General features: G+C 54.6%; 14 protein-coding genes and 1 pseudogene. All 15 read left to right on the top strand.

Annotation, left to right across the window (positions count from 1 at the left end):
- The first annotated feature begins 4 nt into the window (after nt 1-4).
- Nucleotides 5-1,957: a ClpP-like prohead protease/major capsid protein fusion protein gene (locus tag CHU32_RS24590; protein ID WP_245880272.1), complete on the top strand. Its 1,953-nt coding sequence runs from the start codon at nt 5-7 to the stop codon at nt 1,955-1,957.
- 79 nt (nt 1,958-2,036) lie between these two features.
- Complete coding sequence (locus CHU32_RS24585; protein ID WP_103678166.1) at nt 2,037-2,360, top strand: DUF2190 family protein; 324 nt, start codon at nt 2,037-2,039, stop codon at nt 2,358-2,360.
- Entirely contained in the window at nt 2,353-2,628 is a 276-nt protein-coding gene (locus CHU32_RS24580; protein ID WP_103678165.1) for an ATP-binding protein, read from the top strand. The genes CHU32_RS24585 and CHU32_RS24580 overlap by 8 nt, the downstream gene beginning before the upstream one ends.
- A gap of 10 nt (nt 2,629-2,638) precedes the next feature.
- A complete protein-coding gene (locus tag CHU32_RS24575) occupies nt 2,639-3,193 on the top strand; it encodes a phage tail protein (RefSeq protein WP_103678164.1) in 555 nt (184 codons plus the stop codon).
- The gene (gpU, locus tag CHU32_RS24570; RefSeq protein WP_103678163.1) at nt 3,190-3,591 is read left to right on the top strand and encodes a phage tail terminator protein; all 402 of its coding nucleotides are present in this window, start codon (nt 3,190-3,192) and stop codon (nt 3,589-3,591) included. The genes CHU32_RS24575 and gpU overlap by 4 nt, the downstream gene beginning before the upstream one ends.
- 7 nt (nt 3,592-3,598) lie before the next feature.
- Nucleotides 3,599-4,342, top strand: a complete 744-nt coding sequence (locus CHU32_RS24565; RefSeq protein WP_103678162.1) for a phage tail protein — start codon at nt 3,599-3,601, stop codon at nt 4,340-4,342.
- 23 nt (nt 4,343-4,365) lie between these two features.
- Nucleotides 4,366-4,794 (top strand): phage tail assembly chaperone G, encoded by a 429-nt coding sequence (gene gpG, locus CHU32_RS24560; protein WP_103678161.1) that lies wholly within the window; start codon nt 4,366-4,368, stop codon nt 4,792-4,794.
- A pseudogene (locus tag CHU32_RS24555) lies at nt 4,791-5,117 on the top strand (phage tail assembly protein T); the annotation flags it as partial. The gene gpG and the pseudogene CHU32_RS24555, both read left to right, overlap by 4 nt.
- On the top strand, nt 5,101-7,818 hold the full coding sequence (locus CHU32_RS24550) for a phage tail tape measure protein (RefSeq protein ID WP_103678159.1): 2,718 nt from the start codon (nt 5,101-5,103) through the stop codon (nt 7,816-7,818). The pseudogene CHU32_RS24555 and the gene CHU32_RS24550, both read left to right, overlap by 17 nt.
- 3 nt (nt 7,819-7,821) lie before the next feature.
- Complete coding sequence (locus tag CHU32_RS24545) at nt 7,822-8,169, top strand: phage tail protein (RefSeq protein ID WP_103678158.1); 348 nt, start codon at nt 7,822-7,824, stop codon at nt 8,167-8,169.
- On the top strand, nt 8,166-8,921 hold the full coding sequence (locus CHU32_RS24540) for a phage minor tail protein L (RefSeq protein ID WP_103678157.1): 756 nt from the start codon (nt 8,166-8,168) through the stop codon (nt 8,919-8,921). The genes CHU32_RS24545 and CHU32_RS24540 overlap by 4 nt, the downstream gene beginning before the upstream one ends.
- Nucleotide 8,922: 1 nt before the next feature.
- Nucleotides 8,923-9,633, top strand: a complete 711-nt coding sequence (locus CHU32_RS24535) for a C40 family peptidase (protein ID WP_103678156.1) — start codon at nt 8,923-8,925, stop codon at nt 9,631-9,633.
- Between the two features lie 32 nt (nt 9,634-9,665).
- Nucleotides 9,666-10,076 (top strand): hypothetical protein, encoded by a 411-nt coding sequence (locus CHU32_RS28475; RefSeq protein WP_245880268.1) that lies wholly within the window; start codon nt 9,666-9,668, stop codon nt 10,074-10,076.
- Between the two features lie 41 nt (nt 10,077-10,117).
- Nucleotides 10,118-10,708 (top strand): tail assembly protein, encoded by a 591-nt coding sequence (locus CHU32_RS24525; RefSeq protein ID WP_103678154.1) that lies wholly within the window; start codon nt 10,118-10,120, stop codon nt 10,706-10,708.
- 51 nt (nt 10,709-10,759) lie between these two features.
- Nucleotides 10,760-13,518, top strand: a 2,759-nt coding sequence (locus CHU32_RS24520) for a TipJ family phage tail tip protein (RefSeq protein WP_245880267.1), incomplete at its 3' end; no start/stop codon positions are given.

The following is a 13,518-nucleotide window of genomic DNA, read 5'->3' as shown; positions in this document are numbered from 1 at the left end:
TCGCATGCAGGCCAGTGCGGACAGCACGGCAGATATTTTTATCTATGACGAAATCGGCTACTGGGGGGTTACGGCAAAACAGTTTGTTGCCAACCTGAAAGCACTCGGTGATGTCTCCCACATTAACCTTCATATCAACTCACCCGGTGGCGACGTCTTTGATGGCATCGCCATTTTTAATGCCCTTAAACATCACGGCGCAGCCATTACCGTCTATATCGACGGGCTGGCGGCATCGATGGCATCGGTGATCGCGATGGTGGGTAATCCCGTCATCATGCCGGAAAACACCATGCTGATGATCCACAAGCCCTGGGGATTTGCCGGAGGTGACGCCACCGACATGCGCGACTATGCGGACTTACTCGATAAAGTCGAGAGCGTCCTTATCCCGGCGTATATGGCGAAAACAGGTAAGGCCCATGAAGAAATTGCCGCCATGCTGGAGGACGAAACCTGGCTTACCGGGGAAGAGTGCGTCGCGCTTGGCTTTGCCGATCAGGTTGTTCCGTCCTTACAGGCTATGGCCTGCATCCATTCTAAACGTATTGAGGAATTCGAAAAAATGCCGAACAGCATTCGTAACGCAGTGACCCCGCCGCGCAACAGCACCCAGCGCGATCCGCAGACCCCGGCTCAACCGGCCACGTCGCCTGCCACACCTGCACCGGCGGCAGCCGATGAAAATGCCATCCGTGCGCAGGTTATCGCTGAGCAGAAAGAGCGCGTTACCGGGATCAATAATCTTTTTGCCATGTTCGGCGGTAAGCACCAGGAACTCCTGACCACCTGCGTGGCCGATCCTGAGTGCTCAGTTGATCAGGCCAAGGATCAGTTACTGACTGCGCTGGGCAAAGAGTCCACCCCATCCAACAAAAACGGCACCGCACACATTCACGCCGGAAACGGTAACTTTGTCGGGGACGGGATCCGTCAGGCGCTGATGGCGCGTGCAGGCTATGAAGATGTCGATCGCGACAACGTTTATAACGGCATGACGCTTCGTGAACATGCCCGTATGTCCCTGACTGAGCGCGGCTTCGGGGTATCCAGCTATAACCCGATGCAGATGGTCGGCTTCGCGCTGACGCACAGTACCTCTGATTTTGGCAATATCCTGCTTGATGTGGCTAATAAGGCACTTTTGCAGGGCTGGCAGGAGGCTGAAGAGACGTTTGAACTCTGGACCAAGAAAGGCAGCCTGAGCGACTTTAAAACGGCGCATCGTGTTGGTATGGGCGGCTTCCCGTCCCTGCGTCAGGTACGTGAAGGCGCGGAATACAAATACGTCACCACCGGTGATAAAGGCGAAACCATTGCGCTGGCAACGTACGGCGAAATCTTCTCTATCACCCGCCAGGCCATCATCAATGATGACCTGAACCAGCTGACGGATGTTCCGCTGAAAATGGGCCGTGCGGCAAAAGGGACCATCGGCGATCTGGTGTATGCCATCCTTACCGAAAACCCGAAAATGTCCGACGGTAAACCGTTGTTCAGCGCCGATCACAAGAACATCGCCGCAGGGGCAATTGATGTCACCAGCCTGGATAAAGGCCGCCAGCTGATGCGCACGCAGAAAGAAGGTGAGCGCGCCCTGAACATTCGCCCGGCTTATATTCTGGTACCGACAGTCCTCGAAACCCTCGCCAGCCAGACCATTCGCTCTGCCAGCGTGAAAGGGGCTGATGTAAACGCGGGGATCATTAACCCGGTGCAGAATTTTGCGGAGATCATTTCCGAGCCACGTCTTGATGACAAGGATGCCGCCGCCTGGTACCTCGCCGCCGCCAAAGGGTCTGACACCATCGAAGTGGCTTACCTGAACGGTGTCGATACGCCTTACATCGACCAGCAGGAAGGCTTTACCACTGATGGCGTGGCGACCAAAGTGCGTATCGATGCCGGCGTGGCCCCGCTGGATTATCGCGGTCTGGTTAAGTCCAGCGGTAAATAATATTTGTATCCCTTTCCCGGCCCGTAAGGGCTTTTTTTATACCTGCAATACGGCTCCGTCCGGGGCCGTGGAGACCCATATGAAAAATTATCTTCAGGACGGCAACACCATCGCCATTATCAATAAAACGGCGGCCACCATCCTCAGCGGCGATCCGGTTGCTGTCGGTGATCTGCTGGCCGTCGCTATTGTTGATATCCCCAAAGATGAAACCGGGGACGGGCGCACCACGGGTGTCGTGATCCTGCCAAAACTCGCCGCTGATGACATTGCCCAGGGTAAAAGCGTTTTCCTTAAAGGGGGCAAAATCCAGCTCGACGCGGCTGGCGCCACCCCGGCAGGAAAAGCATGGGAAGCTGCGGGCGCAAACACCACGACGGTTGCGGTTCGTCTGAATGGCTAACCCGTTTGAAAGAATGGCGGCGCGAATGGACGTGGCGACTGTACGTCTGATGGGCGGCACCGTTACTGTTAATGGTGCCGCTTACAGTGCCATCGAAAGCCAGTTTCTTTCAGAGATGGGTCCGGTAGTGGGCGACGGGCTGTCGCTGGTGGTGTTTGACGAGAGCTACCGCCCGCGCCGGAACGATGAGGTTGTCTGGAAGGGTGTGGAGTACAAAGTGACCCGACACCAGCCTTTTAACGGCAAACCTCAAATCTGGATTGAGTAAGGGGGGCTGTATGTCCATCAAAGGACTGGAGCAGGCTATCGATAACCTGAATGGTATCAGTAAGACCGCCGTGCCGCGCGCGTCCGCGCAGGCAGTTAACCGTGTGGCAGGGCGGGCAGTCAGCCGGAGTGTTCGGGTGGTGGCGAAAGATACCCGCGTGCCACAAAAGCTGGTACGCCAGCGCGCGCGCATCCGTAAAGCCACTTCCCGAAAGCCCCGGGCGCTTATCCGCGTTAACCGCGGCAATCTTCCGGCGATTAAGCTCGGCGTTGCTTCTGTGAAGTTGTCACGGCGCAAACGCGATAAATATGGTGTCAGGAGCGTACTGGCCGTCGGGCGCTTTCGCTTTCCGGGGGCGTTTATCCAGCAACTGAAGAACGGGCGCTGGCACATTCTCAGGCGGACCACAAAATCACGTTACCCGATTGAAGTGGTCAGCATCCCGCTTGCGGTACCGCTAACTGACGCATTCCGGCAGGAGCTGCCCGTAGTTGTGGACAGCGATATGCCGAAAGAGCTTCGGGCATCCCTTAAAAACCAGCTCAGGCTAATCCTTAAACGATGAAAAATTCCCTCATTCGCGCTGCCGTGCTGTCTGCGCTTAAACGTGGCATTACAGATCCGGTCGTCTGGTTCGACGGGCGGCCAGGATTTATTGATCCGGAGGATTTACCTGCCGTGGCCGTGTATCTGACTGATGCCAGATCGTCAGATACCAGCGCCATTGACGAAGATTTGTGGGACGCCGTCCTGCATATCGAGGTCTTTCTTAAATCATCTGAAACCGATTCGGCTCTCGATGACTGGATGGAGGGGAAAGTTTACCCCGTGCTTCAGTCCGTTCCTGAGTTGTCACCCCTCATCGAAACCATGACCGTACTGGGCTATGAATACCAGCGCGACGACGAAGCGATGACGTGGGGATCGGCAGATATCACTTACTCTGTCAGCTATATCATGTGAGGACACTATGGCAGCACCAAACCCCCTGGCACCTGTAAAGGGTGCCGGTACCACGCTCTGGATCTATACCGGCAGCGGCAATGCGTTTACAAATCCGCTGGCGGATATCGACTGGACGCGTCTGGCGAAAGTCAAAGAGCTTCAGCCCGGCGAACTGACGGCAGAATCTTTTGATGACACCTACATCGATGATGAAGATGCTGACTGGGGCGCGACCGGGCAGGGCCAGAAATCCGCAGGGGACAGCACTATCACCCTTGGCTGGATGCCCGGCGACTCCGGTCAGAAAGAACTGGTTAAATGGTTCAATGACGGTACCGTCCGGGCTTACAAAATCAAATACCCCAACGGCACTGTTGATGTCTTTCGCGGGTGGGTGAGCAGCCTGGGTAAGGCTATTACCAGTAAAGAGATGATCACCCGTACCGTCAAAGTGACCAACAACGGTAAGCCGCTACAGGCTGAAGATAACGGCGCGGCAACCATTGCCGTCACCGGCGTTACGCTCGATAAAGCTACTGCGAGCGTGGCCGTCGGGGCTACCGTAACGTTTAACGTCACCGTTCAGCCCGCCAGCGCCTCGGATAAATCGTTCCGTGCAGCCACGTCCGCCCCGTCAAAAGCGACGGCCACCATCAATGGCACTGTCGTTACCGTCACCGGCATCGCGGCGGGGGCTGCGGATATTATCATCATGACTAACGACGGCCAGTTTGTTGCCGTGTGCAAAGTCACCGTTACCGCAGCATAACTTTACGCAGCCCAGGAGGCGGCATGTTTCTCAAGAAAGACACGTTTACCTTTAACGATGAATCCCTGACGCTCAGCGAGCTTTCTGCCCTTCAGCGTATTGAATTTCTAGACTACCTGGCAAAAGAGGAAAAGGCCGCTAAGTCATCGGGTGACGAGATGGATGAGCAGCAGATGACGGCCCGGCTGGTGGGCATGAGCATCCGGGCGGGTGCCTGGCTGGTTGCGCAGTCTCTCTGGCACAGCGATCCTGCCGGACCGGATGCCAGTGAACTGCATCAGCAGGTGCTCAGCACCTGGCCCGCCGACGCCATCGGCCAGGCTGAAATGATGGTGAAGACGTTATCGGGCATGCTGCCCCCGGTCGCGGAAGACAGCGGCGGGGAGACAGAAGAAGAAGAGGGTACTGAAGCGGAGCAGCTGTCTGCGGAAAAGCCTTCTCCAGTGAGCTGAAGTTTGTCCTGAAGCTGGCGCGTGAGTTCGGGCGACCCGACTGGCGCGCCATGCTTGCTGGCATGACCTCCTGCGAACTGGGCGACTGGCACCAGTTCTACGGGGAGCACTATTTTCAGGACGCGCAGCAGGATGCGCACTTCTCCATGCTGCTTTGCACGGTGTCCTCGCTGTTTTTCGGGGATCCGGATCTTACTCCCTCGCAATTCAGCCTGTTTTCCGCGTCTGCTTCGGAAATGCATGAATCTGAACCAGATGACGACATGCTGATGGCTGCGGCCGAAGGATTATCAGGAGGCGTACGTTATGGCCCAGACGCCAGTCGGTGATCTGGTCGTTAACCTTGATGTGGACTCCACGAAGTTTAACGAACAGCTTAATTATGTAAAACGTCAGTTACGGCAGACCAGTGATGCCGCCGGAGATACCACCCGGCAGGTACAGCAATCATTCAGTAAGCAGGAAGCGGCCGCGCGCCGGGCCGGTATATCGATGGGGCAATACAATGCCGCCATGCGAACGTTACCGGCACAGTTTACTGATATCGCCACCCAACTGGCAGGCGGGCAGTCACCGTTCATGATCCTCCTGCAGCAGGGGGGGCAGGTAAAAGATTCCTTCGGTGGACTGGCCCCCATGTTCCAGGCGTTGCGCGATGTGCTTTTTGGCTTCAATAATGACGTGGCGGACTCATCTGAAGACGCCAGCAGCAATCTCGGCGATACCGCAGAAGGGCTGAATGCAGCGGCAGAAGCGGGTGAGAAGCTGCGACACGTGCGCGGTTTTATTACGCCGGTTTCCCTCGGCGTGACAGCGCTGGCCGCTGCAACAGCAATTCTGGCTTATGCCTGGTATAAAGGCTCGCTGGAGCTGGATGAATACAACAAGCAGCTCATCCTGACGGGGGGATACACCGGCAAAACAGCCAGTAATCTTTCCGATCTTGCGCGCCGCGTTGGCGAAAGCACCGGTGAAATTGGCAAGGCTGCTGCTGCGCTGGCTGCGGCAATTGGCACAGGCAATATTCGTGGCAATATGCTCGAGTATGTGGCTACCGCCGCCATTGCCATGGAAAAGGCCACCGGGCAGTCAGTCGAAAAAACGGTGGCAGAATTCAGTAAACTTGCTGATGCCCCGGTTGCGTCCGTGCTGGCGCTTAACAAGCAGTATCACTTTCTGACAGCGGCTGTTTATGAGCAAATTTATGCGCTCCAGAAACAGGGTGATGCCAGTGGTGCGGCGAAGCTTGCGATGGAAAGCTATTCCGATGCGATGTCGTCACGGTCTTCACGTATTGAGGAAAATCTCGGTACCATTGAGCGCCTGTGGAATAACATCAAGGATACGGCATCCGGCGCGTGGGATGCGATGCTTAACATTGGCCGCCAGATCACACCAGCCCAGACACTGGAGGGGCTGAAAAAGCAACTCGCTGAGCAAAAATCCTCTCTCGCTTCCCTGACTGCAGCTTCACCTAATCAGTCTGACACCGGCTATGGTCAGCAGCGCAACCGGCTGGGGGCGATTGAGCAGCAGAAAAAAGTTTCTGCCACTGAAGCGCAAATTTCGGCGCTGGAGAAAGCGATCGCGCTTGAAGGTGATATTGCTGTGGTTCGTGAAAAAACGGCCACAGCTAACCAGGAAGATCTCGATGCCTCTGTCCGCAAGAATACGAATATTGAGCGCTATGAATCCAACGCGGTAAAACGCGCGCGTGAACTGAAAGATCTGGCGAAAGACCGCAGCAAGTACACCGCCGCTGAATACAAAATGGTGAAAGAAGGGATCGAAAAACGTTATGCCGACCCTAAAACTCACGATAAACCAGTTAAAACCAGCGCTGGCGATCGTGATGTCGACAGCGGTTCTGCGCAGACACTGGAGCTTGAAGCCCAGCTGCGAACCCTCCGGCAACACAAGGATATAAACGATAAAATCAGTCCGCAGCGGCGTGCATTGTGGGAGCTGGAATCAAAAATTGCTGTTCTGGAGAAAATTCAGCTCGATCCTCGCGGGCGGGCGCTGACAGCGGATGAGAAATCATTACTCGCCACCAAAGAAAAAGCACGGGCGCAGGCTGAAGTCAATGCCCGCCTGGGCGATCAGGTTCTTGCCCAGCAGCGGCTAAACGCTCTGGCGGATCAGGCGCTGAAGTTTTCGCAGCAGCAGGCCGCTAAACGGTCTGAAATTAGCGCCCAGGCGGAAGGGCTATCCCGCCGCGAGGCGGAACGTGAAGCTAATTTACAGCGTTTACGGGACAGCTATGCCGCTAACCCTCAGGCGTTGCGGAGTGTGCTGGTTGATCAGCAGGCTACATACGATGCTGAAGATGCCCTGCGTTCTGACTGGCTGGCAGGTGCAAAACAGGGATGGGCCGAATATAAAGACTCTGCAACAAATGTGTTTTCCTCAGTTCAGCAGGTTTCACAATCCACGTTCAGTGGTCTGGCGAACCAGCTCACCACCCTGACCACCACCGGCAAAGCCAGCTTCAAGGATTTCACCACCTCCATACTGAAGATGATCGCGTCGGTCACTAACCAGTTGGTTGTGGCATACACCCTTCAGAGTGCGATGGGCTGGATTTCAGGCAGTACTCAAACGCCTGCTACCGGGCAGTCTCTGGCGGTACCGTCATTTCGCCCACCCGGTTACGACGGTGGCGGCTTTACGGGGCATGGCGGCAAGTATGATCCTGCTGGCATTGTTCACCGCGGCGAGTTCGTTTTCCATAAAGAGGCAACCAGTCGGCTTGGCGTCGGCAACCTTTATCGGCTTATGCGTGGTTATGCCAGCGGCGGGTTTGTCGGCGGCAGTGGAAGCCCGGCGGGTGCATCTCCCTTTGGTGTCAGCGTCTACGCACCTGTCAGCGTTACCACTCAGCAGGATGACGCCCAGCCGAAAGGTAACAACGATCAGCTTGGCCGCGCTTATCAGCAGGTTATTGATAAAGCGGTCCGTGACGGTATTAGCCGTGAAAGTCGACCCGGCGGGATCCTCTGGGGTATTACAAAGCCGAGGTAAATAATGGCGATTGAGCATTTCGGCTGGCGCATTCAGGCGGCCAGCCAGCCCACCACCGGCAGTAAGGATGTGGTGAGAAAGGCGCAGTTCGGTGACGGCTATGCGCAGGTGTCCGGCTCCGGTATTAACGATGAAACACTGACCTATGATTTCTCGTTTACCGGACGGCCGGACACCGCGCTTGAGATACATGCTTTTCTGCGACGTCACAAAACGAAAGCATTCTCTTTTACGCCACCATTCGGCGAGCTGGCGCTCTGGCGTGTTGAACCCGACAGCCTGAAAAAATCAGCGAGAGGCAAAACGCTTCTCACCATCACCGCAACTTTTGAACAGGCATTTGCACCATGAGTTTAAACAGTGATTATCAGAAGCTGGAGCCGGGCAATACTGTCCGGCTTTTTGTTGTTGACGGTACCGCGTTTGGCATCAGCGACGTGATGCGTTTTCATTCGCATAATATTGCGCACACGCCGGAAGAAATTCAGGCTGCTGGCGGCGATGAGAAAAAGCTTCCGGCTAAATCTGTCTGGTGGCAGGGGGAGGAATACAAAGCGTGGCCCTGTCAGATTGAGGGAATAGAGGCGTCAACCAGTGGGGCCAGTGCCCAGCCTAAACTGACGGTCGCTAATCTGGACAGCTCAATCACGGCTCTTTGCCTGGCGTATGACGATCTGTTGCAGGCGAAAGTCACCATCCGCGACACCCTCGCCGCCTACCTCGACGCGCGAAACTTCCCTGATGGCAATCCATCAGCCGATCCGACGCAGGAGAAAACGCAGGTCTGGTATATCGATGCGAAGAACAGCGAAACAAATGAAACAGTAGAATTTACGCTGTCCAGCCCGATGGATCTGCAGGGGCTGATGATCCCGACGCGGCAGCTACACTCGCTTTGTACCTGGTGCATTCGTAATAAGTACCGCACCGGCGACGGCTGTGATTATGCCGGGACCCGCTACTTCGACAAAAATAATAAGCCTGTCGACGATCCGTCGCGCGATGAGTGCAACGGCACGCTGACCGCCTGCAAACTTCGCTTCGGGGAAAATAACGAGCTGCCTTTTGGTGGCTTTCCTGGCACGTCATTAATCAGGAGCTGATATGCGCGAGAAAACCCTGGCGGCCATTATGGCGCATGCGGAACTGGAATACCCGCGCGAGTGCTGCGGCGTGGTGGCGCAAAAAAGCCGCGTCGAGCGTTACTTTCCCTGCCGCAATCTGGCCGTTGACCCTGAGGAACACTTTCACCTTTCTGCGGAAGATTATGCTGCTGCCGAAGACTGGGGCGCAGTCACCGCCATCGTGCACAGCCATCCCGACGCCACGACGCAGCCGAGCGAACTGGACAAAGCGCAGTGTGACGCCACGCTTTTACCCTGGCATATCGTGAGCTGGCCGGACGGCGATTTACGGACCATTCAGCCGCGGGGTGAACTGCCCCTGCTGGAGCGCCCTTTCGTGCTCGGTCATTTTGACTGCTGGGGTCTGGTGATGAGCTACTATCGCCAGACCTATGGCATCGAACTGCGCGATTACCGTGTGGATTATCCGTGGTGGGAAGACCAGTACGCGGATAATTTTTATCAGGACTGCTGGTATGAATGCGGCTTCCGGGAGTTCACCGGCAACCCGCAGCCGGGAGATCTGATCATCATGCAGGTGCAGTCGGCTAAATGGAACCACGCGGGGATCATGCTGGAAGGCAACATGATGATGCACCACCTTTACGGCATGCTGAGTAACCGGGTGCCTTACGGTGGATACTGGCAAGAACGCACTATGAAGGTGCTTAGATATAAGACACTGTGCTAACCTTCATAAAAATTAATGAAGGGAAACAGATAATGAAAAAATTCATGTTGGCCTTAGTTGCTATTGGCATTTCTGGATGTTCGACAACGCCTGTATCACCAGATTTGGCAAGGAATGTCGGCGTATCAACTGAATTCATGATGAAACAAGGTAATGTGCCTGTGACAATCATCAGAGATAAAGGATTTGTTGCTGGCGGTTGTGCCGTTACGGCATATATTAATGGAAAAAAGGTAGCTGAACTTGAAACAAGTGAAAAGGCTACAGCTTATGTGGTGCCAGGAGAAATCGTTGTTGGCGCAGTATTCGAAGGATCGGGGCTTTGCCATGGGCCTCAAAGGAAAGAGCGGGAATTCATTGTTAAATCTCAACAACCAAAGAGATTAAGAATATTTATCGATCAAAGCGGTAATGTTGACATCCTCCCCTCAACTTTAAATTAATATACGACCCACTTTTCAGTGGGTTTTTTTATGAGGTTTATATGCAAGAGGTAATGACTCGCATTGAGCTTGGCGGGAGCTTAGGTAAGACTTTTGGTAAAGTGCATCATCGATTAATTAGTACCGTCCACGAAGCCGGAAGAGCTTTAAGTTGTACAATAAACGGATTTGAAAGCTATATGAGTAATAGCCAGAAGCGAGGATTAACGTACGCTATTTTTAAGGGTAAAAAAAATATTGGATTTGATGATTTGGATTACCCCGTTAGTGGCGATGTCATCCGAATAGTACCCCTAATAATTGGAAGTAAGCGTGCTGGTATGCTTCAAACTATTCTTGGTGCTGTGATTGTAGCTGTTGGGGCGGTGCTTAATTTCACACCTTTTGCGGCTGCCTCACCCTATCTATATCAGATTGGTGGAGCAATGGCCTTGGGTGGAGTTATTCAGATGCTCTCTCCACAGCCCGCAGGACTTGCAAGCAAACAGGATCCAGATAACCGCGCCTCCTATGCCTTCGGTAGCGTAACCAACACCACCGCCCAGGGTTATCCCGTTCCACTGGGGTACGGTAAACGGCGCATCGGTGGTGCAGTGCTTTCAGCCGGGATTTACGTCGAAGACCAGCAATAAAATATCTCCACAGTTCAGACCGCCGCCCGGCGGTTTTTTTATGGGTGTAATATGGCAAACCAGATTAAAGGACGCAAAGGCGGCGGCTCTAAACAACGCACGCCCGTAGAACAGCCGGACGACCTGCAGTCGATCGCAAAAGCAAAAATTCTGCTCGCGCTTGGCGAAGGTGAATTTGAAGGTGGGCTGGACGGGAAGAGTATTTTTCTTGATGGCACGCCGCTGATAAACAGTGACGGGTCAGAAAACTTTTCCGGTGTCAGATGGGAATTCCGTCCCGGCACCCAGGCGCAAACCTATATTCAGGGGATGCCGGGTACTGTAAACGAAATTAATGTTGGCTCTGAAATCTCAAGCGATACTGCGTGGACTCATACTTTTAATAATACGCAGTTATCCGCTGTGCGCCTTCGCCTTAAATGGCCGTCTATTTTCAGGCAGCAAAATAACGGCGATTTAGTTGGCAATGTTATTAACTACGCTGTCGATTTGCAGACTGACGGCGGCACATGGCAGACCGTACTTAATACGTCTGTCTCCGGTAAAACCACCTCAGGTTATGAGCGTAGCCATCGGATTGATTTACCGCGTGCCAGCCGGGGCTGGACCGTGCGCATCCGTAAAATCACAGCGGATGCACACAGTGCAAAAATCGGCGACACAATGACGCTGCAGAGCTATACAGAAGTTATTGATGCAAAGCTCCGCTACCCCAATACAGCACTGCTGTATATCGAATTCGATTCCAGTCAGTTTAACGGCAATATTCCGCAGGTTTCCTGTGAACCGAAAATGCGCGTTATGCGTGTGCCGGATAACTATGATCCGTTGACCCGCAATTACAGTGGTACGTGGACCGGTGGTTTTAAGTGGGCCTGGACGGATAATCCGGCGTGGATATTTTACGATCTGGTCGTGACCGAGCGCTTTGGGCTGGGTAATCGTCTGACCGCAGAGAATATCGATAAGTGGGTTCTCTATCAGGTCGCGCAATACTGCGATCAGCTTGTTCCTGATGGTAAGGGCGGCGACGGTACCGAGCCTCGCTATAAATGTGACGTCTATATACAGGATCGAAACGATGCTTATACCGTTATTCGTGATTTCGCTGCAATTTTTCGGGGTATGACGTACTGGGGCGGGGATAAGATCGTTGCGCTGGCGGATATGCCACGCGATATCGATTTCAGCTATACCCGCGCCAATGTCATTGATGGCCTGTTTACATACAGCAGCAGCACAGCTAAAACCCGTTACACGAACGCGCTGGTTTCGTATTCAGATCCTCAGAATGGCTACAGTGATGCAATGGAGCCTGTATTTGAGCAGGCTCTGGTTGCTCGCTATGGTTTCAACCAGCTTGAAATGACCGCGATCGGCTGTACCCGCCAGTCAGAAGCCAACCGAAAAGGGCGCTGGGGCATTATGACCAACAATAAGGATCGCGTTGTAACGTTCTCTGTCGGGCTGGATGGCAATATCCCGCAGCCTGGCTACATTATCGCGGTCGCTGATGAAATGCTGTCCGGTAAAGTGACGGGTGGACGCATCAGCGCTGTGAATGGCCGTGTGATCACCCTTGATCGCAAGGCTGATGCTAAGGCCGGCGATCGCTTAATCCTGAACCTGCCTTCCGGCGCATCTCAGACGCGTACAATTCAGGACATCAGCGGGCGAATTGTCACCGTCACAACGGCTTTCAGCGAAATTCCCCAGGCGGAATGCGTATGGGTGGTCGAGTCCGACGAACTGTACGCGCAACAGTATCGTGTGGTCAGCGTTTCCGATAACAATGACGGCACTTTTACCATTGCTGCCGCGTCGCACGATCCGGACAAATACGCGCGCATTGATACCGGGGCGATCATCGATCCGCGCCCGATAAGTGTTATACCGCCCGGTAACCAGGCGGCACCAGAAAACATCCTGATCGACAGTTATTCCGTAGTGAATCAGGGTGTGAGCGTTGAAACCATGCGAGCCACCTGGGAGCCTGCTGCTAACGCTATCGCCTATGAAGCGCAGTGGCGGCGTAACGAAGGTAACTGGGTTAATGTCCCGCGCAGCGCCACCACCAGTTTTGAAGTGCCTGCCATTTATGCCGGGCGCTACCTGGTGCGTGTTCGTGCCATTAATGCCGCTGAAATATCGAGTGGCTGGGGCTATTCTCCTGAGCAAACGCTGACTGGCAAAGTAGGGAGTCCTTCAGCGCCGGTCGGTCTTTCAACGCAGGGAATTATTTTCGGCGTCGTGCTGAACTGGAATTTTCCGGCCGGTACCGAAGATACACTCAAAACCGAGATCCAGTACAGCGCGGCGGCCAGCGGCGAAAATCCGTTGTTGCTGGCCGATGTGCCGTACCCGCAAAAGACTTACCAGCAGCTCGGCCTTAAATTCGGGGTGACGTTCTGGTACCGCGCGCGGCTGGTGGACAAAACCGGCAACCAGAGCGACTGGACCGGCTGGGTCAGCGGGATGCCGGCCGATAACGTCGCTGACTACATCGACAACATGGACGAGGCGATCCGCGACACCGACACGTACAAAGAGCTGGATAAGTCGATTCAGGACAACGTTAACGCCATTCAGAAAGAAGTTTCTGACCGCTCGGCCGCCATTACCAAAGAGGCCACTGACCGTGCCGCGGCTATTTCGAAGGAAACAACTGCCCGCAGCCAGGCGCTGACCAAAGAAGCCACTGACCGTACCGCCGCGCTCGCGGCGGCGGGCACAACGCGCGCCCAGCACGGTGAGAAGGGGGCGGGGGGGGGGGCAAAAGGGTTGGGGTACGGGCGACGGGCGCGCGCGGC

Source organism: Superficieibacter electus, assembly GCF_002915575.1.
In the GTDB taxonomy this organism is placed as follows: domain Bacteria; phylum Pseudomonadota; class Gammaproteobacteria; order Enterobacterales; family Enterobacteriaceae; genus Superficieibacter; species Superficieibacter electus.
The sequence above is the reverse complement of the archived record's forward strand: the minus strand, read 5'-3'. Positions and strand labels throughout refer to the sequence as shown.

What these genes read in the sequence shown, in the direction of transcription:
- CHU32_RS24590 (WP_245880272.1), top strand. Translation starts at nt 5, where the DNA reads ATGCAGGCCAGTGCGGACAGCACGGCAGATATTTTTATCTATGACGAA.
- CHU32_RS24585 (WP_103678166.1), top strand. Translation starts at nt 2,037, where the DNA reads ATGAAAAATTATCTTCAGGACGGCAACACCATCGCCATTATCAATAAA.
- CHU32_RS24580 (WP_103678165.1), top strand. Translation starts at nt 2,353, where the DNA reads ATGGCTAACCCGTTTGAAAGAATGGCGGCGCGAATGGACGTGGCGACT.
- CHU32_RS24575 (WP_103678164.1), top strand. Translation starts at nt 2,639, where the DNA reads ATGTCCATCAAAGGACTGGAGCAGGCTATCGATAACCTGAATGGTATC.
- gpU (WP_103678163.1), top strand. Translation starts at nt 3,190, where the DNA reads ATGAAAAATTCCCTCATTCGCGCTGCCGTGCTGTCTGCGCTTAAACGT.
- CHU32_RS24565 (WP_103678162.1), top strand. Translation starts at nt 3,599, where the DNA reads ATGGCAGCACCAAACCCCCTGGCACCTGTAAAGGGTGCCGGTACCACG.
- gpG (WP_103678161.1), top strand. Translation starts at nt 4,366, where the DNA reads ATGTTTCTCAAGAAAGACACGTTTACCTTTAACGATGAATCCCTGACG.
- CHU32_RS24550 (WP_103678159.1), top strand. Translation starts at nt 5,101, where the DNA reads ATGGCCCAGACGCCAGTCGGTGATCTGGTCGTTAACCTTGATGTGGAC.
- CHU32_RS24545 (WP_103678158.1), top strand. Translation starts at nt 7,822, where the DNA reads ATGGCGATTGAGCATTTCGGCTGGCGCATTCAGGCGGCCAGCCAGCCC.
- CHU32_RS24540 (WP_103678157.1), top strand. Translation starts at nt 8,166, where the DNA reads ATGAGTTTAAACAGTGATTATCAGAAGCTGGAGCCGGGCAATACTGTC.
- CHU32_RS24535 (WP_103678156.1), top strand. Translation starts at nt 8,923, where the DNA reads ATGCGCGAGAAAACCCTGGCGGCCATTATGGCGCATGCGGAACTGGAA.
- CHU32_RS28475 (WP_245880268.1), top strand. Translation starts at nt 9,666, where the DNA reads ATGAAAAAATTCATGTTGGCCTTAGTTGCTATTGGCATTTCTGGATGT.
- CHU32_RS24525 (WP_103678154.1), top strand. Translation starts at nt 10,118, where the DNA reads ATGCAAGAGGTAATGACTCGCATTGAGCTTGGCGGGAGCTTAGGTAAG.